Source organism: Pseudomonas sp. COW5 (assembly GCF_026240005.1).
Classification (GTDB): Bacteria; Pseudomonadota; Gammaproteobacteria; order Pseudomonadales; family Pseudomonadaceae; genus Aquipseudomonas; species Aquipseudomonas kribbensis.
The window spans coordinates 1,180,265-1,200,858 of the sequence record NZ_JAPHVP010000001.1 but is presented as its reverse complement, the minus strand read 5'-3'; the positions used below and the strand labels follow the sequence as shown (position 1 = coordinate 1,200,858).

The 20,594-nt window shown below is 60.9% G+C and carries 19 protein-coding genes; 10 read left to right on the top strand and 9 right to left on the bottom strand.

Annotated features, from left to right (window positions below):
- Positions 1 to 98: 98 nt before the first annotated feature.
- Together rhlB and OQ248_RS05535 are read right to left on the bottom strand one after the other, a co-directional pair.
- The gene (rhlB, locus tag OQ248_RS05540) at positions 99 to 1,577 is read right to left on the bottom strand and encodes an ATP-dependent RNA helicase RhlB (RefSeq protein WP_085711687.1); all 1,479 of its coding nucleotides are present in this window, start codon (positions 1,575 to 1,577) and stop codon (positions 99 to 101) included.
- Between the two features lie 110 nt (positions 1,578 to 1,687).
- Positions 1,688 to 2,344, bottom strand: a complete 657-nt coding sequence (locus OQ248_RS05535; protein ID WP_085711686.1) for an alpha/beta fold hydrolase — start codon at positions 2,342 to 2,344, stop codon at positions 1,688 to 1,690.
- 467 nt (positions 2,345 to 2,811) lie between these two features.
- Here OQ248_RS05535 and OQ248_RS05530 point away from each other — a divergent pair, with 467 nt between their 5' ends.
- The 9 genes from OQ248_RS05530 (at position 2,812) to OQ248_RS05490 (ending at position 11,659) form a co-directional block, all read left to right on the top strand.
- Positions 2,812 to 3,843, top strand: coding sequence for an amino acid ABC transporter substrate-binding protein (locus OQ248_RS05530; RefSeq protein ID WP_265812250.1), 1,032 nt, complete (start codon positions 2,812 to 2,814; stop codon positions 3,841 to 3,843).
- 65 nt (positions 3,844 to 3,908) lie between these two features.
- The gene (locus OQ248_RS05525; protein ID WP_085729715.1) at positions 3,909 to 5,090 is read left to right on the top strand and encodes an amino acid ABC transporter permease; all 1,182 of its coding nucleotides are present in this window, start codon (positions 3,909 to 3,911) and stop codon (positions 5,088 to 5,090) included.
- A gap of 10 nt (positions 5,091 to 5,100) precedes the next feature.
- Positions 5,101 to 6,198, top strand: a complete 1,098-nt coding sequence (locus tag OQ248_RS05520) for an amino acid ABC transporter permease (RefSeq protein WP_085729716.1) — start codon at positions 5,101 to 5,103, stop codon at positions 6,196 to 6,198.
- An 11-nt stretch (positions 6,199 to 6,209) separates the two neighbouring features.
- The gene (locus tag OQ248_RS05515; protein ID WP_003221897.1) at positions 6,210 to 6,974 is read left to right on the top strand and encodes an amino acid ABC transporter ATP-binding protein; all 765 of its coding nucleotides are present in this window, start codon (positions 6,210 to 6,212) and stop codon (positions 6,972 to 6,974) included.
- 137 nt (positions 6,975 to 7,111) lie between these two features.
- Positions 7,112 to 7,771, top strand: a complete 660-nt coding sequence (locus OQ248_RS05510) for a FadR/GntR family transcriptional regulator (RefSeq protein ID WP_265812249.1) — start codon at positions 7,112 to 7,114, stop codon at positions 7,769 to 7,771.
- Positions 7,761 to 9,065 carry a CynX/NimT family MFS transporter gene (locus tag OQ248_RS05505; protein WP_265812248.1) on the top strand — a complete coding sequence of 435 codons (1,305 nt, stop codon included), beginning with the start codon at positions 7,761 to 7,763 and terminating at the stop codon, positions 9,063 to 9,065. The genes OQ248_RS05510 and OQ248_RS05505 overlap by 11 nt, the downstream gene beginning before the upstream one ends.
- A gap of 101 nt (positions 9,066 to 9,166) precedes the next feature.
- Positions 9,167 to 9,640 carry a nuclear transport factor 2 family protein gene (locus OQ248_RS05500; protein WP_265812247.1) on the top strand — a complete coding sequence of 158 codons (474 nt, stop codon included), beginning with the start codon at positions 9,167 to 9,169 and terminating at the stop codon, positions 9,638 to 9,640.
- A 39-nt stretch (positions 9,641 to 9,679) separates the two neighbouring features.
- Positions 9,680 to 9,982, top strand: coding sequence for a GIY-YIG nuclease family protein (locus tag OQ248_RS05495; protein WP_265812246.1), 303 nt, complete (start codon positions 9,680 to 9,682; stop codon positions 9,980 to 9,982).
- 741 nt (positions 9,983 to 10,723) lie between these two features.
- Positions 10,724 to 11,659 (top strand): glutathione S-transferase family protein, encoded by a 936-nt coding sequence (locus tag OQ248_RS05490; protein WP_265812245.1) that lies wholly within the window; start codon positions 10,724 to 10,726, stop codon positions 11,657 to 11,659.
- Between the two features lie 31 nt (positions 11,660 to 11,690).
- Here the strand turns inward: OQ248_RS05490 and OQ248_RS05485 are convergent, their stop codons facing one another.
- The gene (locus OQ248_RS05485) at positions 11,691 to 12,041 is read right to left on the bottom strand and encodes a glutaredoxin family protein (protein WP_085729721.1); all 351 of its coding nucleotides are present in this window, start codon (positions 12,039 to 12,041) and stop codon (positions 11,691 to 11,693) included.
- Positions 12,041 to 13,045, bottom strand: coding sequence for a nucleoid-associated protein YejK (gene yejK, locus OQ248_RS05480; RefSeq protein ID WP_007957356.1), 1,005 nt, complete (start codon positions 13,043 to 13,045; stop codon positions 12,041 to 12,043). The genes OQ248_RS05485 and yejK overlap by 1 nt, the downstream gene beginning before the upstream one ends.
- Before the next feature lie 396 nt (positions 13,046 to 13,441).
- Between yejK and OQ248_RS05475 the strand changes: the two genes are divergently transcribed.
- On the top strand, positions 13,442 to 13,723 hold the full coding sequence (locus OQ248_RS05475) for an HU family DNA-binding protein (protein WP_003221909.1): 282 nt from the start codon (positions 13,442 to 13,444) through the stop codon (positions 13,721 to 13,723).
- A 124-nt stretch (positions 13,724 to 13,847) separates the two neighbouring features.
- On the opposite strand, the gene rlmF is transcribed toward OQ248_RS05475, so the two are convergent.
- From rlmF to OQ248_RS05450, 5 genes are all read right to left on the bottom strand, one after another.
- Complete coding sequence (rlmF, locus tag OQ248_RS05470) at positions 13,848 to 14,870, bottom strand: 23S rRNA (adenine(1618)-N(6))-methyltransferase RlmF (protein WP_265812244.1); 1,023 nt, start codon at positions 14,868 to 14,870, stop codon at positions 13,848 to 13,850.
- Between the two features lie 133 nt (positions 14,871 to 15,003).
- On the bottom strand, positions 15,004 to 17,850 hold the full coding sequence (locus tag OQ248_RS05465) for a valine--tRNA ligase (protein ID WP_134825574.1): 2,847 nt from the start codon (positions 17,848 to 17,850) through the stop codon (positions 15,004 to 15,006).
- A gap of 199 nt (positions 17,851 to 18,049) precedes the next feature.
- Positions 18,050 to 18,445, bottom strand: a complete 396-nt coding sequence (locus tag OQ248_RS05460) for a DNA polymerase III subunit chi (RefSeq protein WP_265812243.1) — start codon at positions 18,443 to 18,445, stop codon at positions 18,050 to 18,052.
- 8 nt (positions 18,446 to 18,453) lie between these two features.
- The gene (locus OQ248_RS05455; RefSeq protein WP_265812242.1) at positions 18,454 to 18,882 is read right to left on the bottom strand and encodes a DNA polymerase III subunit chi; all 429 of its coding nucleotides are present in this window, start codon (positions 18,880 to 18,882) and stop codon (positions 18,454 to 18,456) included.
- Positions 18,883 to 18,942: 60 nt separating this feature from the next.
- Positions 18,943 to 20,433, bottom strand: coding sequence for a leucyl aminopeptidase (locus tag OQ248_RS05450; protein WP_265812241.1), 1,491 nt, complete (start codon positions 20,431 to 20,433; stop codon positions 18,943 to 18,945).
- Positions 20,434 to 20,594 lie beyond the last annotated feature (161 nt).

Here is a 20,594-nt window from a genome sequence, read left to right as displayed (position 1 = left end):
TAATTTGTCCATTATGGACTTTTAGTTTTATTGGACAATATCCGGGCGAAAAAAAAAGCGCAGTCCGTTGCCGGCTGCGCTTCTCTTTATGGCGTCGCTTACTGTGGACGCTTGCGCTCAACTGCCCGCAACAGATGGGTCGGCGGGGTTTCACAGCTGATCTTGCGACCGAGTTTTTCTTCGATGGACGGCAACTGATAGGAGTCGTCTTCACCGGCGAAGCTGATCGAAACGCCATCGGCGCCCGCGCGACCGGTACGGCCGATGCGGTGCACGTAGTCGTCCGGCACTTCCGGCAGGGTGAAGTTGATCACATGGCTGATACCGTCGATGTGGATGCCGCGACCGGCCACGTCGGTGGCGACCAATACGCGGATCCTGCCTTCACGGAAACCTTCCAGGGTCTTGATCCGTTTGTGCTGCGGCACGTCGCCGGACAGTTGCGCGGCGTTGATGCCGTCGCGCACCAGGCGTTCCTCGATGCGGCGCACTTCGTCCTTGCGGTTGGCGAACACGATGACCCGCTCCCAGCCGTTGTCGTTGACCAGGTTGAAGAGCAGTTTGTATTTGTCGGCACCGGCCACCGCATAGATGTGCTGTTCGACGTTTTCGTTGGCCACGTTGGTGACCTCGATTTCGACGATGGCAGGATCGGTGGTCCACTGCTTGGCGAGGTTCATCACGTCATCGGTGAAGGTCGCGGAGAACAGCAGGGTCTGGCGTTCGCTTTTCGGCGGGGTCTGGCGAATGATCTGCCGTACCTGCGGGATGAAACCCATGTCGAGCATGCGGTCGGCTTCGTCCAGCACCATCACTTCGACCATGTCCAGATGCACGTCGCCGCGCTGGTTGAAGTCGAGCAGACGGCCCGGGGTCGCGACGAGGATGTCGCAGTGGCGGGCTTCGAGGTGCTTGAGCTGCTTGTCGAAGTCCATGCCGCCGACGAACGTCATGACGTTGAGGCCGGTGTACTTGGTCAGGTCGGCGGCGTCCTTGGCGATCTGCACCACCAGCTCACGGGTCGGTGCGATGATCAGCGCCCGAGGCTCGCCCATGTAGCGCTCTTTCGGCGGCGGGGTCTGCAACAGCTGGGTGATGATCGAGATCAGGAACGCGGCGGTCTTGCCGGTGCCGGTCTGGGCGCGGCCGATGGCGTCTTTGCCGGCGAGGGTGAAACCCAGCACCTGGGCCTGGATCGGCGTGCAATACGGGAAACCCAGGTCGTGGATGGCGTGCATCAGTTCCGGGGCGAGCTTGAAATCGTGGAAACGGGTCTTGCCTTCCTGTGGCTCGACGACGAAATCTTCGAGTTTCCAGGGAATCACCGGCGCCTTGGGCTTCGGTTCGCGGCGTGGCTTGGCCGGTTTGGGTGCTTCGCTGCGGGCCGGTTCAGTGACCGGAGCGGCGACAGGGTCGGTTTTCGGTTCGCGTTTCGGTGTGGCTACGGGAGCCTGGCGGTCGGCCTGTTTGCCATCGCTGCGATGGCCGGGGGCGTGCGACGGCGCACTGGGAGCGGGCGCGAGCTGCTCAGCCTCGCTTTTACCGAACATCTTCTTGAGTGCTTTGAGCACGGTCATCTCATCAATTGGTTAAGGAATGTACGCCGGCCAGTGTAATGCAAGAAACGGGCGCGGCGTAGTGGGATGATCAAAGGGGCCCGACCACCGGAAAATCGAGCCCCGGACGATCAGCGCAGACGTTCGCTCAGCCACACGCCGATGTCGCGAATTTCTTCGGGTAACACTTCGTGCTCCATTGGGTATTCCTGCCATGTCACGGTGACACCATGGGCCTTCAGATACTCATACGCCGTGCGGCCCATGGAGTTCTGCACCACGTTGTCGAACTGGCCGTGCAGCGCCAGTGCCGGAATCCGTTGCTGGCTGGCGGACAGCTCCAGTTCGTCACTGAAGGTCGGCGCGTAGGTCGACAACGCCAGCACGCCGCCCAGCGGTCCCTGCCATTTCAGAAAAGCGGTGTGGTAGACCACGGCGCCGCCCTGGGAAAAACCGGCGAGGAAAATCCGCGAAGCGTCTATTCCGCTGGCGCGCTGTTGTTCGATCAATTCGATGACGTGATCGGCGGATGCTTCCAGCTCATCGCGATCGATGGCCCGTGCCGGGCTCATGGCCTTGATGTCATACCAGCTCGGCATGGCATATCCGCCATTTATGGTCACCGGGCGGGTCGGCGCCTGAGGCAGTACGAAGCGCGTGCTCAGCAGGCTTTCCTGCAGGGCCTCGGCCACCGGCAGGAAGTCATAGCGGTCGGCGCCGAGGCCGTGCAGCCAGATCACGCAGGCGTCGGCTGCCTTAACAGGCTGAAGAATCAAGGGCTCGGTCATGGCTGCTCCAAAAATGTGCGGGCGCTCTCATTAAGTGCGTGATTGGGGTGCGCGCCCGGTTGATCCGTTAAGAAGATGTCGCAAGGCTACAAGTTTTGCTATTGACCTGTCGCTCAATCGCTTCAGCGAGCGGTGTGGTACGGGCTTTGCTATGAGGTAGTCGTGCAATCGATCTCGCGCCTGGCGGTAACACTATCAGTGAACGCCCGGCGACGGGATAGCAAAGAATCCGGTGATGGATGTTCGCCAATGGCCGCAACGGGCTTCGCGAACGTGAAAGGGCTACCGCCCGTTCGGCCGACTGGTGAGAAGTGAGTTGTCCATGATGTGGATTTTCTCCTACTAGACTCATAGCGAAGGTCCTGCGTCGGTTGACCCCATAAAAAGCCAACACGGGTCAACAACGCCTCAAAAGGGTGCGACTGGACTCAAGCTCCGACACAACAAGAGCAAAACTGGAGGTTTGAATGAAGATGTTGAAATCCACGCTGGCGATCGTGACTGCTGCTGCAGTACTGGGTGTCAGCGGGTTCGCTCAGGCGGGTGCAACCCTGGATGCGGTACAGAAGAAAGGTTTCGTGCAGTGTGGCGTGAGCGACGGTCTGCCAGGCTTCTCCGTACCGGATTCGACCGGCAAGATTCTCGGCATCGACGCCGACGTCTGCCGTGCCGTGGCCGCTGCCGTGTTCGGCGATGCGACCAAGGTCAAGTTCAGTCAGTTGAACGCCAAGGAGCGCTTCACCGCGCTGCAGTCCGGCGAGATCGACATCCTGTCGCGCAACACCACCATGACCAGCTCCCGTGACGCGGGCATGGGCCTGAAATTCCCTGGCTTCATCACTTACTACGACGGCGTGGGCTTCCTGGCCAACAACAAGCTGGGCGTGAAAAGTGCCAAGGAACTCGACGGCGCGACCATCTGCATTCAAGCCGGTACCACTACCGAGCTGAACGTCTCCGACTACTTCCGCGCCAATGGCCTGAAGTACACCCCGATCACTTTCGACACCTCCGATGAAAGCGCCAAGTCGCTGGAATCCGGTCGTTGCGACGTGCTGACCTCCGACAAGTCCCAGCTGTTCGCCCAGCGCAGCAAGCTGGCTTCGCCGAAGGACTACGTGGTTCTGCCGGAAACCATTTCCAAGGAACCTCTGGGCCCGGTCGTGCGTAACGGCGACGACGAGTGGCTGGCCATCGTGCGCTGGGTCGGCTACGCGCTGCTCAACGCTGAAGAGGCCGGCATAACTTCGAAAAACGTACTCGATGAAGCCAAGTCCACCAAGAACCCGGACGTTGCCCGTCTGCTGGGTGGCGACGGCGAGTACGGCAAGGACCTGAAACTGCCGAAGGACTGGGTGGTGAAAATCGTTTCCCAGGTGGGTAACTACGGCGAAATCTTCGAGAAAAACCTCGGCAAGAGCACTCCGCTGGAAATCGACCGTGGCCTGAACGCGCTGTGGAACAACGGCGGCATTCAGTACGCACCACCAGTGCGCTGATGGTTCTATCACCCGGCGGGCCAACCGCCGGGTGATGTTCTGTTCCATTTCTTGCGGGGCACTTCATGCAAAATTCAATCGGCGCACCAAAGCAGAGGTTCAGCCTCAGCGATCCGCGTGTGCGTGCGTGGCTATTCCAGATCATCACCGTCGTGGCGGTGGTCGCCATGGGCTGGTATCTGTTCGACAACACCCAGACCAACCTGCAGCACCGGGGCATCACGTCCGGGTTCAGCTTTCTGGAGCGCAGTGCCGGGTTCGGCATCGCTCAACACCTGATCTCCTACACCGAAGCGGACAGCTATGCCCGCGTGTTCGTGATCGGCCTGCTCAACACTTTGCTGGTGACCTTCATCGGCGTGATCCTGGCGACTTTGCTGGGGTTCATCATCGGTGTGGCGCGGCTGTCGCCGAACTGGATCATCAGCAAACTGGCGACCGTGTATGTGGAAGTCTTCCGCAACATTCCGCCGCTGCTGCAAATCCTGTTCTGGTATTTCGCGGTGTTCCTGACCATGCCGGGGCCGCGCAACAGTCACAACTTCGGCGACACCTTCTTCGTCAGCAGCCGTGGCCTGAACATGCCGGCCGCGCAAATGGCCGACGGCTTCTGGGCGTTCGTGGTCAGCATCGTGGTGGCCATCGTTGCCATCGTGCTGATGAGCCGTTGGGCCACCAAACGTTTCGAGGAAACCGGCGAGCCGTTCCACAAGTTCTGGGTCGGCCTGGCGATGTTCCTGGTGATCCCGACGCTGTGCGCGCTGATCTTCGGCGCGCCGCTGCATTGGGAAATGCCGAAGCTGCAAGGCTTCAACTTCGTCGGCGGCTGGGTACTGATCCCGGAACTGCTGGCCCTGACCCTGGCCCTGACCGTGTACACCGCGGCGTTCATCGCCGAGATCGTGCGTTCGGGGATCAAGTCGGTCAGCCACGGCCAGACCGAAGCGGCGCGTTCCCTCGGCCTGCGCAACGGCCCGACCCTGCGCAAGGTGATCATTCCGCAAGCGCTGCGGGTGATCATTCCGCCGCTGACCAGCCAATACCTGAACCTGGCGAAGAACTCCTCGCTGGCGGCCGGTATCGGTTACCCGGAAATGGTTTCGCTGTTCGCCGGCACCGTGCTGAACCAGACCGGCCAGGCGATCGAAGTCATTGCCATCACCATGAGCGTGTACCTGGCGATCAGTATCAGCATTTCCTTGCTGATGAACTGGTACAACAAGCGCATTGCGCTGATCGAGCGGTAAGGAATAGCGCATGAGTACTCATACTTTCAAACCCGACATGCCACCGCCGGCCAAGGTCTTCGGCCCGATGGCGTGGATCCGCGCGAACATGTTCTCCAGCTGGCTCAACACCCTGTTGACCCTGTTTGCGTTCTATCTGATTTACCTGGTGATTCCGCCACTGCTCAGCTGGGCGATCTTCGATGCCAACTGGGTCGGCACCACCCGCGCCGACTGCACCAAGGCAGGCGCCTGCTGGGTGTTCATCGAGCAGCGTTTCGGCCAGTTCATGTACGGCTACTACCCGGCGGACCTGCGCTGGCGCGTGGACCTGACCGTGTGGCTGGCAGTCATCGGCGTGGCGCCGCTGTTCATCAAGCGTGTGCCGCGTAAGGCGGTGTACGGGCTGAGCTTCCTGGTGATCTATCCGATCGTTGCCTGGTGCCTGCTGCATGGCGGCGTGTTCGGCCTGAGCGCCGTTGCCACCAGCCAGTGGGGCGGCCTGATGCTGACTCTGGTGATCGCCACCGTCGGTATCGCCGGCGCGCTGCCGCTGGGGATTATGCTGGCCTTGGGACGACGTTCGAACATGCCGGCCATTCGTGTGGTCTGCGTGACGTTCATCGAGTTCTGGCGCGGCGTGCCGCTGATCACCGTGCTGTTCATGTCTTCGGTGATGCTGCCGCTGTTCCTGCCCGAAGGCATGAACTTTGACAAGCTGCTGCGGGCACTGATCGGCGTGATCCTGTTCCAGTCGGCCTACGTTGCCGAAGTGGTGCGTGGCGGTCTGCAAGCGATCCCCAAAGGTCAGTACGAAGCCGCGGCCGCGATGGGCCTCGGTTACTGGCGCGCCATGGGCCTGGTGATTCTGCCGCAGGCCCTGAAGCTGGTGATTCCCGGCATCGTCAACACCTTCATCGCGCTGTTCAAGGACACCAGCCTGGTGATCATCATCGGCCTCTTTGACCTGCTCAACAGCGTCAAGCAAGCCGCTGCCGATCCGAAATGGCTGGGCATGGCCACCGAAGGCTACGTGTTCGCCGCCCTGGTGTTCTGGATTTTCTGTTTTGGCATGTCGCGCTATTCCATGCACCTGGAACGCAAGCTCGACACTGGCCACAAGCGTTAGGAGTTTTTTCGATGAGCGAAGCAATCAAAAAGCCAGTGGGCCCTGAAGGCATCATTCAGATGCAGGGCGTGAACAAGTGGTACGGCCAGTTCCACGTGCTGAAAGACATCAACCTCAACGTCAAACAGGGCGAACGTATCGTGCTGTGCGGCCCGTCGGGTTCCGGCAAGTCCACCACCATCCGCTGCCTGAACCGTCTGGAAGAACACCAGCAGGGCCGCATCGTGGTCGATGGCGTGGAACTGACCAACGACCTCAAGCAGATCGAAGCGATCCGCCGTGAAGTCGGCATGGTGTTCCAGCACTTCAATTTGTTCCCGCACCTGACCATTCTGCAGAACTGCACGTTGGCGCCGATGTGGGTGCGCAAGATGCCCAAGCGCAAAGCCGAGGAAATCGCCATGCACTATCTGGAGCGCGTACGCATTCCGGAGCAGGCGCACAAGTTCCCGGGGCAACTGTCCGGCGGTCAGCAGCAGCGTGTGGCGATCGCCCGTGCGCTGTGCATGAAACCGAAAATCATGCTGTTCGACGAACCGACCTCGGCACTCGACCCGGAAATGGTGAAGGAGGTTCTCGACACCATGATCGGCCTGGCCGAAGACGGCATGACCATGCTTTGCGTAACCCACGAAATGGGCTTCGCCCGCACCGTGGCCAACCGCGTGATCTTCATGGACAAGGGCGAAATCGTCGAGCAGGCGGCACCGAACGACTTCTTCGACAATCCGCAGAATGATCGGACCAAGTTGTTCCTGAGTCAGATTCTGCATTGATCCGATTCAGGCATTGAAATAAACCCGGACTCAGCTCCGGGTTTATTTTTGCCCGGATTTTGCCGGTTGCCCTGTTTGAAAAATCTGACTACCCTGTCAGCAAATTCATCCCATGATTGGATGACAGGGCGAATTCCATGTCTGAAAACTCTTTGTTGATTAAGCGTTCCCTGGTCGACCAGGCCCTGGATCAATTGCGTCAGCGCATCACCGACGGCACCTGGCAGGTCGGTCAGCGTTTGCCGACCGAACCCGAGCTGTGCGCCGAACTGGGCATCAGCCGCAATACCGTGCGCGAGGCGATGCGGGTATTGGCGTTCTCCGGGTTGATCGAAATCCGCCAGGGTGACGGCAGCTATCTACGGGCGGTGGTCGATCCGATGGACACGCTCAAGGCGCTGTCCCGATGTTCGCTGGATCAGGCCCGGGAAACCCGGCACATCCTTGAAGTCGAGGCCATCGGCCTGGCGGCGTTGCGCCGCACCGATGAGGATCTGGCGGGGTTGCGCGAGGCGCTTGGCGTTGCCGGCAGCCACTATCACGGTGACCTAGACAGCTACATCGCCTGTGACCTGGTGTTCCACCGCCGTCTGGTGGACGCCGCGCACAACCCGACCCTCAGCGAGCTGTATCGCTACTTTTCCAGCATCGTCGGCGCGCAACTGCGTCAGACCCTGAACATCGTCCCTCGTCGACAGGAAGTCTTCGATTTGCACATCGCCCTGTTCGAGGCCGTCGAACAGCGTGATCCGGAACGGGCCAAAGCCCTGTCGAGGCAACTGATCAATGAACCCTGAAACCGAGAAAACCATGTCCCGCCCTGAAGCCTCCAACGCCCCCAAGCGCACCGCCGAACTGGAGGAGTTGCTGATCGATGCCGAGGCCGATGACGAGCAGGTGCAGCAAAGTCATCCGTTGGTGCGGCGCCCGTGGCTGTTGCTGCTGGGTCTGATTCTGGTGGCGTTGAACCTGCGTCCGGCGCTGTCGAGCATGGCACCGCTGCTCAGTGAAGTGTCGAAAAGCCTTGGTTTGTCTGCCGCTCAGGCGGGGTTGCTGACGACGTTGCCGGTGCTTTGCCTCGGTCTGTTCGCCCCGTTGGCTCCGGTGCTGGCGCGACGCTTCGGTGCCGAGCGGGTGGTGCTGGGGATTCTTCTGACACTGGCTGGTGGCATCATCCTGCGCAGCAACTTCGGTGAAATCGGTCTGTTTGCCGGCAGCGTTCTGGGCGGCGCGAGTATCGGCATCATCGGCGTGCTGCTACCGGGCATCGTCAAGCGTGACTTCGCCAGGCATGCCGGCACCATGACCGGTGTCTACACCATGGCCCTGTGCCTGGGCGCGGCGATGGCGGCGGGCTCGACCGTGCCGTTAAGCGAGCACTTCGACCACAGCTGGGCCATGGGCCTCGGCTTCTGGGTGATTCCGGCGTTGGTCGCGGCGGTGTTCTGGCTGCCGCAGATCGGTCAGAAGCAGGGGGCGCATAACGTTGCCTATCGGGTGCGCGGGCTGCTGCGTGATCCGCTGGCCTGGCAGGTGACCTTGTACATGGGCCTGCAATCGTCGCTGGCCTACATCGTGTTCGGCTGGTTGCCGTCGATCCTGATCGGGCGCGGGCTTACGCCGACCCAGGCCGGTCTGGTGCTGTCCGGTTCGGTGATCATCCAGCTCGCCAGTTCGCTGGCGGCGCCGTGGCTGGCCACGCGCGGCAAGGATCAGCGACTGGCGATCGTGGTGGTGATGGCGCTGACCCTCGGCGGCCTGTTCGGTTGCCTCTATGCGCCGATCGAAGGCCTGTGGGGCTGGGCGATCCTGCTGGGCCTGGGGCAGGGCGGGACGTTCAGCCTGGCGCTGACCCTGATCGTGCTGCGCTCGCGGGACTCCCACGTCGCGGCGAACCTGTCGAGCATGTCCCAGGGCTTCGGTTACACCCTCGCGTCCATGGGGCCGTTCGCGGTCGGCGTGGTGCACGACTGGACCGGCGGCTGGAACGCCGTGGGCTGGATCTTCGGCATCATCGGTGCCGGTGCGATCCTTGCCGGGCTCGGTGCCGGGCGCGCGTTGTACGTGCAGGTGGAAAGCGAAAAGGTCTGATGCGCACGACACTGTCGGTATTCGGAATGCGAATGCCGATAGTGTTTCGGGCGTTTGCGGATTATCGTGCTGGCAATCTGTACATTTCCTGGAGATTGCCCATGAGCGAAGAAGCCAACAGCGCCCTGATCACCCGTTTCTACCAGGCTTTCCAGCGCCTCGACGCCGAGGCCATGGCGGCCTGCTACACCGACGACGCGGTGTTCAGCGACCCGGTCTTCGGCGAGCTGCGCGGCCGTGATGCCGGTGACATGTGGCGCATGCTCACCACACGGGCTAAGGACTTCTCCCTGACCTTCGACAACGTCCGCGCCGACGAGCGCAGCGGCGGCGCCCACTGGGTGGCGACTTACCTGTTCAGCCAGACCGGCAACGTCGTGATCAACGACATCCAGGCACGCTTCGTCTTCCGCGACGGCAAGATCTGCGAACACCACGACCACTTCGACCTGTGGCGCTGGTCTCGCCAGGCACTGGGCTTCAAGGGCCTGCTGCTGGGCTGGACGCCACTGGTGCGCAACGCCGTCCGCACCCAGGCGCTGAAAGGGTTGAAGGCATTTCAGGCGAGTCGCTGATAAGATCGCCGCCTGTCTCCCTTACGCCTGAATTGCCCCGTGACCAGCCTCAGCGAAAATCCTCCCGAAGCCGGCGTTCCAGTGAGCAAGTCCTGGTTCGTCTACCTCGTTCGTGCCGCCAACGGTTCGCTGTACTGCGGGATCAGCGATGATCCCGTGCGCCGTTTCGCCAAGCACCAGAGCGGCAAGGGTGCGCGATTCTTTCTATCGAGCCCGGCGATGGCGCTGGTCTATACCGAGCGTTGCCGTGACAAGAGTGATGCGTTGCGTCAGGAGCGGTTGATCAAGAAGCTCAGGAAGAGTGCGAAGGAATGTCTGGTAGCGTCTTATCGGCCGGACTGAATAAGGCTTCAAGCCTTGTAGATATCCCTTCCGTAGAGGCGGCACGTTGCATAAACGACAGGCAAGAAAAAACCGCCTTGGTAGGCGGCTTTTTCGGTAAACCTCGGTTTGCGGCCGAGGTTTACTGCATCTCACTGGATACACTGGCGCAGGCCAAGAGTATTCGTCTTTGCGTCACCAGGCAAGCCTAGATACAACCATTCCAGAGAATGCGGTTTTGAGCTCATTTGTTTAAATGACGATATAGCAATCCGATTACTATTCGTCCGCTCGCATGCCAATGCAGCTTTTGAGGTCTGGCTGATCGACGTAACGGTTTCATGCCCTCTGACATGGGGTTGCTCCCGTGCCGGAATGATCTTTCAGAGGGATCACAACCGGCCGCCTCATTGGATACATTGGCGTGTATTCCGAAGGCGTACGTGGTCCGGTAAGCACGCTGGAGGTTTGGCCCCCAACCGGAGGCCAAAACGTATGAAGCTTTTGCTGCGTACTCTGAGCCTCGTATGGAGGTCGTTCAAAGCGTTTCGCTTTTACGAGTTCCTGCGAGATCACTTCGATGACCTGATGTAAGGCCATTGCAGTGGGAAAACCGTCTCGGTTTCGGCTGAGACGGTTTTTTTCGAGAACTCTCCAGTGCTTTATCAACCTGACTGATCAGTTCCCATCAGCCGGATCCGTAGGCTGCGAACGAATTGCGCGCTAAGCTGCTGATTCACTTTCTGTGCGGCGGAGCCGAGCATGTCCGAGTTGATCCTCCATCATTACCCGACCTCTCCATTCGCCGAAAAGGCCCGGCTGCTGCTGGGTTTCAAGGGCTTGTCCTGGCGTTCGGTGCACATCTCGCCGGTGATGCCCAAGCCTGACCTGACTGCCCTGACCGGTGGTTACCGCAAGACCCCGGTGCTGCAGATTGGCGCCGATATCTATTGCGACACTGCGCTGATCGCCCGTCGTCTGGAGCAGGAAAAGGCCCAGCCTTCGTTCTTCCCGGAAGGGCAGGAAATGATCGCCGCCAGTTTCGCCACCTGGGCCGATTCTGTGGTGTTCCAGCACGCAGTGAGCCTGGTGTTTCAGCCGGAATCGGTGGCAGTGCGTTTCGGCAAGTTGCCGCCGGAAGCCATCAAGGCGTTCCTCGCCGATCGTGCCGGACTGTTCAGCGGTGGCAGCGCAACCAAGCTGTCGGCCGAGCAGGCCAAACATCAGTGGCCGACCATCATGGCGCGCCTGGAGCAGCAGTTGCAGCGCGAGGAGGGTGACTTCCTGTTCGGCGAGCCATCGATTGCCGACTTCGCTATGGCGCATCCGCTGTGGTTCCTCAAGGCTACGCATGTGACGGCGCCGTTGGTGGATGACTACCCGGCGGTGTCTGCGTGGCTTGGGCGGGTGCTGGGCTTCGGTCACGGTGCGGCCAGTGCGATGAGTTCCGAAGAGGCGCTGGAGATTGCGCGCGATTCGACGCCAGCGGCATTGCCTGACGAGCAGTCTGTCGATCCGAACGGTTTTGCAGCGGGCCAGCAAGTCGTGATCGCAGCCACTGACTACGGCGTTGATCCGGTTGCCGGCGAGCTGGTATTTGCCGGTCGTGAAGAACTGATCCTGCGCCGCGAAGACGAGCGCGGTGGCGTGGTGCATGTGCACTTCCCGCGGTTCGGTTTTCGAATCGAGAAACGCTGAAACAAACGAGGGAGCCGGTTGGCTCCCTCGTTCATTTCAGTGCGGCGAGAATGTCGTCCGGATCAAATCCGCGAATCAACGTGCCATTGACGTCGATCAGCGGGATCCCGCGCCCGCCCAGCGCTTCGTACGCCTTGCGTGCCTCAGCGTCCTTCTCGATGTCGAATTCCTTGAACGGAATGCCTTTCTGATCGAGAAAACGCTTGGTCTGCTTGCAGTAACCGCACCAGTCGGTGGTGTACAGAACCACTTTGGCGTTGGCGCGGACCTGCTCGGACGCCATCTGCGAGGGGTTGAACACCCGTTCGATCTTGCCCCAATTCTGGTAGACCACGACCACCAGCAACACCAGCGCAACCTTCTTCAGCACATTGCCGAGCATCAGTTACGGCGCTTCAACTGGTCGGTGAGCGAGGTGGGCAAACCTTTGATGACCAGGGTGCCGGCCTCTTCGTCGTATTCGATCTTCGAGCCCAGCAGGTGCGCTTCGAAGCTGATCGACAGGCCTTCGGCGCGGCCGGTGAAACGACGGAACTGGTTGAGTGTGCGTTTATCCGCCGGGATTTCCGGCGACAGACCGTAATCCTTGTTGCGGATGTGATCGTAGAAGGCCTTCGGGCGTTCTTCGTCGATCAGCTCCGACAGTTCTTCCAGGCCCATCGGCTCGCCGAGCTTGGCCTGGCTGCTGGCGTAGTCGACCAGGGTCTTGGTCTTCTCGCGGGCGGAATCTTCCGGCAGGTCTTCGCTCTCGACGAAGTCGCTGAAGGCCTTGAGCAGCGTGCGGGTCTCGCCCGGTCCGTCGACGCCTTCCTGGCAGCCGATGAAGTCGCGGAAGTACTCCGAGACCTTCTTGCCGTTCTTGCCCTTGATGAACGAGATGTACTGCTTGGACTGTTTGTTGTTCTGCCACTCGGAGACGTTGATCCGCGCCGCCAGGTGCAACTGGCCGAGGTCCAGGTGGCGCGACGGGGTCACGTCCAGTTGATCGGTTACCGCCACGCCTTCGCTGTGGTGCAGCAGGGCGATGGCCAGATAATCGGTCATGCCTTGCTGGTAATGGGCGAACAGTACGTGGCCGCCTACCGACAGGTTCGACTCTTCCATCAGCTTTTGCAGGTGCTCGACCGCGACTTTGCTGAACGCGGTGAAGTCCTTGCCACCCTCCATGTATTCCTTCAGCCAGCCGCTGAACGGGAACGCACCGGACTCCGGATGAAACAAACCCCAGGCTTTGCCCTGTTTGGCGTTATAGCTCTCGTTGAGGTCGGCGAGCATGTTCTCGATGGCAGCGGACTCGGCCAGTTCAGAGTCACGGGCGTGCAGGACTGCGGGCGTGCCATCGGGTTTTTTGTCGATCAGGTGGACGATGCAATGACGGATCGGCATGGGCTTCTCGGCAAGTGAAAGGGAGGAGGGCGGGCTCCCCCGAAAAAGCGCTCAGTGTACCGCAACCACTGGTTTTGGCGCGGGTTGAAGGGCAATTCGGGGTCATGGGGCGGCGCGTATGCATTTATTTACCGATTTAGCGCAATAAACCTGACCATTTGGCTAGCTAGAGGCGGATATTTCCTTGTCTCTGTGCTAGTTTTGCCCGGTCTTACGCGTAGTCACTGCGTTAAGCGTGCATTCAGCATTTGTCAGGTCGAACCAAACCCTGATTTCGGCATCTATAACCCCGACTCGTCGTGGTTATCGCCGAGGGTGCCAGATCCAGAAGATCGGGCTCGATGGCTGACACTGCACTCTGCAATCCATATGAATTTGATAGGGAAGGAACACTACATGGCTCTTACTAAAGACCAACTGATCGCCGACATCGCTGAAGCTATCGACGCGCCGAAAACCACCGCGCGTAACGCTCTGGACCAACTGGGCCAAATCGTTGCTGATCAGCTGGAAAACGGCGGCGAAATCACCTTGCCAGGTATCGGCAAGCTGAAAGTGACCGAGCGTCCTGCCCGCACTGGCCGTAACCCATCGACTGGCGCTGCCATCGAAATCCCTGCCAAGAAAGTGATCAAGCTGGTTGTGGCCAAAGGCCTGACCGACGCTGTGAACAAGTAAGACGCAGCGATAAAAAAAACCGTGCGCCGGAGTGATCCGGGCACGGTTTTTTTGTGCCTGCCGATTGTGTTTCAGCAGTAGTGGCGGCCGCTTTGCACTCAAACGCCGCCCCGGTTGAAACGTATTACTTGCGCACCCAGCGCTCACGCCGCCAGATCTGCTGCTCGGACTTGGTCTGGAAAGTCCAGGCGACAAAGCGGCTCTGCTTCTGCCCCTGGGACATCTCCACTACCTGGCTTTCCAGCGCGCCGGCCTTCTTCAGCGCTATCTCGATGGCGGGCAGGTTCGAAGCTTTCGAGACCAGAGTGCTGAACCACAACACCTTGTGCGCAAGGGTCGCGCTTTCGGCGATCAGTTGCGTCACGAAACGCGCTTCGCCTCCTTCACACCACAGTTCGGCCGACTGGCCGCCGAAGTTCAGCACCGGCAGCTTGCGCTTCGGGTCGGCCTTGCCCAAAGCCCGCCATTTACGCTCGCTGCCCTTGGTGGCCTCTTCCATCGACGCGTGGAATGGTGGGTTGCACATGGTCAGGTCAAAGCGCTCGCCGGGCTCCAGCAGGTCGATCAGGATGTGCTTGCGGTTTTCTTGCTGGCGCAGCTTGATGACTTTGCTCAGATCGTTGGACTGGACAATGGCCCTGGCGGCGGCCACGGCCGTCGGGTCGATTTCCGAGCCGAGGAAGTGCCAGCGGTATTCGCTGTTACCGATCAGCGGGTACACGCAGTTGGCGCCCATGCCGATATCCAGCACATTGACGATGGCACCGCGCGGAACCACGCCGTCATTGTTGCTGGCCAGCAGGTCGGCCAGGAAGTGGATGTAGTCGGCACGCCCCGGCACCGGCGGGCAGAGGTAATCGGCCGGGATGTCCCAATGCTGAATGCCGTAGAACGACTTGAGCAACGCCCGGTTGAACACACGTACCGCATCGGGACTGGCGAAGTCGATGCTTTCCTTGCCGTACGGGTTGGTGATCACGAACTTCGCCAGTTCCGGCGTGGTCTTGATCAGCGCCGGGAAGTCGTAACGACCCTGATGGCGATTGCGCGGGTGCAGGCTGGCCTCTTTACGCGGCTCCACGGGCTTGGCCGGGGTGGCGGAGTCAGGCTTCTTGCGCGCAGGTTTCGGTGTACGTGGGGCGTTCATGGGCGTGGTCGATTCGGGTAGGGCTGAAAGTGGCGGCTATTGTCCCACAGGGAGCCGAGTTGTTGGCCGGAAAAGTGCCGGGCACAAAAAAGGGAGGCCGTTGCGGGCCTCCCTTTTTCAGTGCGATTTGCCGTTACAGGCTGGCAATCCGCGCGTGCTGCTCGGCCAGTTTGCCCAGAGCCTGTTCGGCTTCGGCCAGTTTGGCGCGCTCCTTCTCGATGACTTCGGCTGGAGCCTTGTCAACGAAACCGGCGTTGGACAGCTTGCCGCCGACCCGCTGGACTTCGCCCTGCAGACGCAGGATTTCCTTGTCCAGACGCGCCAGTTCGGCGTTCTTGTCGATCAGGCCGGCCATCGGCACCAGCACTTCCATCTCGCCAACCAGCGCGGTGGCGGACAGCGGCGCTTCTTCGCCGGCCGCCAGTACGGTGATCGATTCCAGGCGCGCCAGCTTCTTCAGCAACGCTTCGTTCTCGGTCAGGCGACGCTGGTCTTCAGCGGTGACGTTTTTCAGGTAGATCGGCAACGGCTTGCCCGGGCCGATGTTCATTTCGCCACGGATGTTGCGCGTGCCGAGCATCAGGCCCTTGAGCCATTCGATGTCGTCTTCGGCCGCCGGATCGATGCGCTCTTCGTTGGCCACCGGCCACGCTTGCAGCATGATCGTCTTGCCCTGAATGCCGGCCAGCGGCGCGATGCGCTGCCAGATTTCTTCAGTGATGAACGGCATGAACGGATGCGCCAGACGCAGCGCCACTTCCAGTACGCGAACCAGCGTGCGACGAGTGCCGCGCTGACGCTCGACCGGCGCGTTTTCGTCCCACAGTACAGGCTTGGACAATTCCAGGTACCAGTCGCAGTACTGGTTCCAGATGAACTCGTACAGCGCTTGTGCCGCCAGGTCGAAACGGAACTGATCCAGTTGGCGGGTCACTTCGGCTTCGGTGCGTTGCAGTTGCGAGATGATCCAGCGATCCGCCAGCGACAGCTCGTAGGCTTCGCCGTTCTGGCCGCAGTCTTCGCCCTTGTCCAGAACATAACGCGCGGCGTTCCAGATCTTGTTGCAGAAGTTGCGATAGCCTTCGACGCGGCCCATGTCGAACTTGATGTCGCGACCGGTGGACGCCAGCGAGCAGAAGGTGAAACGCAGGGCGTCGGTGCCGTAGCTGGCGATGCCGTCGGCGAACTCTTCGCGGGTCTGTTTCTCGATCTTCTTCGCCAGTTTCGGCTGCATCAGACCAGAGGTGCGTTTCTGCACCAGGGTTTCGAGCTCGATGCCGTCGATGATGTCCAGCGGGTCCAGGACGTTGCCCTTGGACTTGGACATCTTCTGGCCCTGGCCATCACGCACCAGACCGTGCACATAAACGGTCTTGAACGGAACCTGCGGCGTGCCGTCCTCGTTCTTGATCAGGTGCATCGTCAGCATGATCATCCGGGCAACCCAGAAGAAAATGATGTCGAAGCCCGTCACCAGCACGTCGGTGGAGTGGAATTTTTTCAGGAACTCGGTCTTTTCCGGCCAGCCCAGTGTGGAGAAGGTCCACAGGCCCGAACTGAACCAGGTGTCGAGTACGTCGTTGTCCTGTTGCAGCGCAACGTCCGGGCCGAGGTTGTGCTTGGCGCGCACTTCGGCTTCGTCGCGACCGACGTAAACCTTGCCCGACTCGTCGTACCAGGCCGGGATCCGGTGGCCCCACCACAGCTGACGGCTGATGCACCAGTCCTGGATGTCGCGCATCCAGGAGAAGTACATGTTTTCGTACTGCTTCGGCACGAACTGGATACGGCCGTCTTCAACGGCGGCAATCGCAGGCTCGGCCAGCGGTTTGGTGGACACGTACCACTGGTCGGTCAGCCACGGCTCGATGACGGTGCCGGAGCGGTCGCCCTTCGGCACTTTCAGGTTGTGATCGTCGACGCTGACCAGCAGGCCGGCGGCGTCGAACGCGGCCACGATCTGCTTGCGTGCTTCGAAGCGCTCAAGACCGGCGTACTCCGCCGGAATCTTGCCGTCGATGCTGTCGTTCAGCGTGCCGTCGAGGTTGAACACCTGGGCCGCAGGCAGCACGTTGGCGTTCTTGTCGAAGATGTTCAGCAGCGGCAGGTTGTGGCGCTTGCCGACTTCGTAGTCGTTGAAATCGTGGGCCGGGGTGATTTTCACGCAGCCGGTGCCGAATTCAGGATCGCAGTAATCGTCGGCGATGATCGGGATGCGGCGGCCGACCAGCGGCAGCTCGACAAATTTGCCGATCAGGGCTTTGTAGCGCTCGTCGTTCGGGTTCACCGCGACGGCGGAGTCGCCGAGCATGGTTTCCGGACGGGTGGTCGCGACGATCAGGAAGTCGTTGCCTTCAGCGGTTTTCGCGCCGTCGGCCAGCGGGTACTTCAGGTTCCACAGGAAACCTTTCTCGTCGTGGTTTTCCACTTCGAGGTCGGAAATCGCCGTGTGCAGCTTGGTGTCCCAGTTGACCAGGCGCTTGCCGCGATAGATCAGGCCGTCTTCGTGCAGGCGCACGAACGCTTCTTTAACGGCTTCCGAGAGGCCGTCGTCCATGGTGAAGCGCTCGCGGCTCCAGTCCACGGACGAGCCGAGGCGGCGGATCTGACGGCTGATGTTGCCGCCGGACTGATCCTTCCACTCCCAGACTTTCTCGAGGAATTTTTCCCGGCCAAGATCGTGGCGGTTCTGGCCCTGGGCTTCGAGTTGACGCTCCACCAGCATCTGCGTGGCGATACCGGCGTGGTCGGTGCCCGGTTGCCACAGGGTGTTGCGACCCTGCATGCGGCGGAAACGGATCAGGGCGTCCATGATCGCGTTGTTGAAACCGTGACCCATGTGCAGGCTGCCGGTGACGTTCGGCGGCGGGATCATGATGGTGTAGGAGTCGCCCGCGCCTTGCGGGGCGAAGTAGTTCTCGGACTCCCAGGTGTTGTACCAGGAAGTTTCAATGGCGTGCGGCTGGTAGGTCTTATCCATGCGCGGCGGGACCCTATTGGCATTTATTCAGGAAAAGCCGGGAAGTATAGCGGGGCATGGGGCGCAGGGCGAGCGGGGGAGGCCGGGTGGAGGCTTAATTGTAGGAGCTGGCTTGCAAGTGATGCGGGCGCCACGGTTTTTCAGGAAAGCCGCAGTGATGCTATCGCCGGCAAGCCAGCTCTCACAGGAGATAGGGGAATTATTCGTACTGAGCGAGAAGCCGTTCCATCCGCGCATCGAGGCGACGTTTGATTTCATTTTCGATGTGCGGGGCGAAGTCGTCGATCACGTCCTGCATGATCAGTTGCGCGGCGGCGCGCAGTTCGCTGTCCAGGTGCAGCAGCGCGTCGGGGCCTTTATCCACGGGGGCGACGGGCGCGGTGGCGGGTTTCGCGACGGGGGCTGGTGGCGGTTCGACGGCCGGTGGCTCGGTGGCGACCGAGTCGAACAGCATCGGAATCTGTTCCTGTTCGCCATCATCGACCGTGTCGGTCAAAAGCGGCGGTTGCAGGTTGTCATCGCCGAGCAACTGGCGGATCGACTCGAGGTCATCCAGCAGGTGCGCGGGTTTTTGCAGCGGTTTTGGAGTGTCCATCGGCGTACTCAGAGTCGCTGTAAACGGTGGTCTTGCAGAGGATAGCCCTGTTCCCGGTAGAAACGGAAACTCTCCCGCGCAGCTGCGCGGATCACCGGATCTTCCACCACCACTTCCGCCACACGGGCGAACTTGCTGGCGAAGGCCGGGACTTTCAGGTCGAGGTTGACGAGCAAATCCTGATGCTGGCCGCAGTCATCCCCCAGTCCAAGCACGATCAAACCTTCCGGTTCGCTTTCGGCGGGGCCGTGAGGCACGAAGGTTTCGCCCTTGAACGCCCACAGTCGCGCATCGAGGTCATCACGCTGGGTGGCATCGCTGCAATGCAGGTAGATGCGGTGGCCCATGCGCCAGGCTTTCTCGGTGAGCTTGCAGGCAAAATCCAGACGAGCCGAAGGATCGGCACTGGGCAGGATGTAGAAGTCGACTTTGGTCATTGCAGTTCCTGAGCAGCAAGCGCCGCCCCACGAAAGGGGCGGCGCTTGCCGTCATCGGTTTCAGGCCTTGGCGCGATCCAGCAGGTACTGGGTCAGCAGAGGAACCGGACGGCCAGTGGCGCCCTTGTCCTTGCCGCCGCTGGTCCACGCGGTGCCCGCGATGTCGAGGTGCGCCCAGTTCAGGTTCTTGGTGAAGCGCGACAGGAAGCACGCAGCCGTGATGGTGCCGGCCTTCGGCCCGCCAATGTTGGCGATGTCGGCGAACGGGCTGTCCAGTTGTTCTTGATACTCATCGAACAGCGGCAATTGCCAGGCGCGGTCGTCGGCAGCCTTGCCGGCGCTCAGCAGTTGCTCGATCAGCTCGTCGTTGTTGCCCAGCAGGCCCGACGTGTGGGCGCCCAGGGCAACCACGCAGGCACCGGTCAGGGTGGCGATGTCGATCACTGCCTGCGGCTTGAAGCGCTCGGAGTAGGTCAGGGCGTCGCACAGCACCAGACGGCCTTCGGCGTCGGTGTTGAGGATTTCCACGGTCTGGCCGCTCATGGTGGTGACGATGTCGCCTGGACGCGAAGCGGTGCCGCTCGGCATGTTCTCGGCGCAGGCCAGGATGCATACCAGATTGATCGGCAGCTTCAATTCCAGCACGGCGCGCAGGGTGCCGAACACGCTGGCGGCGCCGCCCATGTCGTACTTCATTTCGTCCATGCCGGCGCCCGGCTTCAGGCTGATGCCGCCGGTGTCGAAGGTGATGCCTTTACCGACCAGCGCGTACGGCTTCTCGGATTTCTTGCCACCGTTGTATTGCATGACGATCAGGCGTGGCGGCTGGGCGCTGCCCTGGCCGACGGCGTAGAACGAACCCATGCCCAGGGATTTGATCTTCTTCTCGTCGAGGACTTCGACTTTCAGATCCTTGAACTCTTTGCCCAGGTCCTTGGCTTGCTCGCCGAGGAAGGTCGGGTGGCAGATGTTCGGCGGCAGGTTGCCCAGGTTGCGGGTGAAGGCCATGCCGTTGGCGATTGCGGTGGCGTGGTTCACGGCGCGCTGTACTTCGGCTTGTGCAGCCTTGATGGTCAGCAGGGTGATTTTCTTCAGGGCGCGGGGTTCGGCTTTCTGGCTCTTGAACTGGTCGAAGGTGTATTCGCCATCGACCAGGGTCTCGGCCAGCAGGCGGGTCTTGCCGTAGCTGTCGCGGGCCTTGACGATGATTTCATCCAGCGCCAGAACGGCATCGCTGCCGCCCAGGCCCTTGAGGGTGTTGAGGATGCCGGCAACGATCTTGCGGAACGGGCGGTCGCCCAGTTCTTCATCCTTGCCCACGCCGACCAGCAGCACGCGCTCGGCTTTCAGGTTTGGCAGGCTGTGCAGCAACAGGCTCTGACCGACCTTGCCGGCCAGGTCGCCACGCTTGAGAACAGCGCTGATGGCGCCGCCGCTCAGTTCGTCGACCTGCTTGGCCGCGACGCCGAGTTTGCGGCCTTCGCCGACGGCAACCACCAGGGTGGCGGTTTTCAACGTTTCTGGGCTAACGCTTTTTACAACCAGTTCCATGTCCGGATCCCTGAATGAATGGTCAACACGCAGGCGTTCGGCGGTGTCCGCCGTCGCCTGCTTATAGAGAGAAGAGGCGCAGGCCAGTGCCTGCGACAGAGGCGGCAGTTTGAACCTCGCTCACCGCGCCTGACAACCCTCGGTTGTACGATCTTCAACGG

What these genes read in the sequence shown, in the direction of transcription:
- OQ248_RS05510 (WP_265812249.1), top strand. Translation starts at nt 7,112, where the DNA reads ATGTCTGAAAACTCTTTGTTGATTAAGCGTTCCCTGGTCGACCAGGCC.
- OQ248_RS05505 (WP_265812248.1), top strand. Translation starts at nt 7,761, where the DNA reads ATGAACCCTGAAACCGAGAAAACCATGTCCCGCCCTGAAGCCTCCAAC.
- OQ248_RS05450 (WP_265812241.1), bottom strand. Translation starts at nt 20,433, where the DNA reads ATGGAACTGGTTGTAAAAAGCGTTAGCCCAGAAACGTTGAAAACCGCC.
- OQ248_RS05485 (WP_085729721.1), bottom strand. Translation starts at nt 12,041, where the DNA reads ATGCTCGGCAATGTGCTGAAGAAGGTTGCGCTGGTGTTGCTGGTGGTC.
- OQ248_RS05475 (WP_003221909.1), top strand. Translation starts at nt 13,442, where the DNA reads ATGGCTCTTACTAAAGACCAACTGATCGCCGACATCGCTGAAGCTATC.
- OQ248_RS05515 (WP_003221897.1), top strand. Translation starts at nt 6,210, where the DNA reads ATGAGCGAAGCAATCAAAAAGCCAGTGGGCCCTGAAGGCATCATTCAG.
- OQ248_RS05490 (WP_265812245.1), top strand. Translation starts at nt 10,724, where the DNA reads ATGTCCGAGTTGATCCTCCATCATTACCCGACCTCTCCATTCGCCGAA.
- OQ248_RS05500 (WP_265812247.1), top strand. Translation starts at nt 9,167, where the DNA reads ATGAGCGAAGAAGCCAACAGCGCCCTGATCACCCGTTTCTACCAGGCT.
- OQ248_RS05460 (WP_265812243.1), bottom strand. Translation starts at nt 18,445, where the DNA reads ATGGACACTCCAAAACCGCTGCAAAAACCCGCGCACCTGCTGGATGAC.
- OQ248_RS05535 (WP_085711686.1), bottom strand. Translation starts at nt 2,344, where the DNA reads ATGACCGAGCCCTTGATTCTTCAGCCTGTTAAGGCAGCCGACGCCTGC.
- rlmF (WP_265812244.1), bottom strand. Translation starts at nt 14,870, where the DNA reads ATGAACGCCCCACGTACACCGAAACCTGCGCGCAAGAAGCCTGACTCC.
- rhlB (WP_085711687.1), bottom strand. Translation starts at nt 1,577, where the DNA reads ATGACCGTGCTCAAAGCACTCAAGAAGATGTTCGGTAAAAGCGAGGCT.
- OQ248_RS05520 (WP_085729716.1), top strand. Translation starts at nt 5,101, where the DNA reads ATGAGTACTCATACTTTCAAACCCGACATGCCACCGCCGGCCAAGGTC.
- OQ248_RS05465 (WP_134825574.1), bottom strand. Translation starts at nt 17,850, where the DNA reads ATGGATAAGACCTACCAGCCGCACGCCATTGAAACTTCCTGGTACAAC.
- yejK (WP_007957356.1), bottom strand. Translation starts at nt 13,045, where the DNA reads ATGCCGATCCGTCATTGCATCGTCCACCTGATCGACAAAAAACCCGAT.
- OQ248_RS05455 (WP_265812242.1), bottom strand. Translation starts at nt 18,882, where the DNA reads ATGACCAAAGTCGACTTCTACATCCTGCCCAGTGCCGATCCTTCGGCT.
- OQ248_RS05525 (WP_085729715.1), top strand. Translation starts at nt 3,909, where the DNA reads ATGCAAAATTCAATCGGCGCACCAAAGCAGAGGTTCAGCCTCAGCGAT.
- OQ248_RS05530 (WP_265812250.1), top strand. Translation starts at nt 2,812, where the DNA reads ATGAAGATGTTGAAATCCACGCTGGCGATCGTGACTGCTGCTGCAGTA.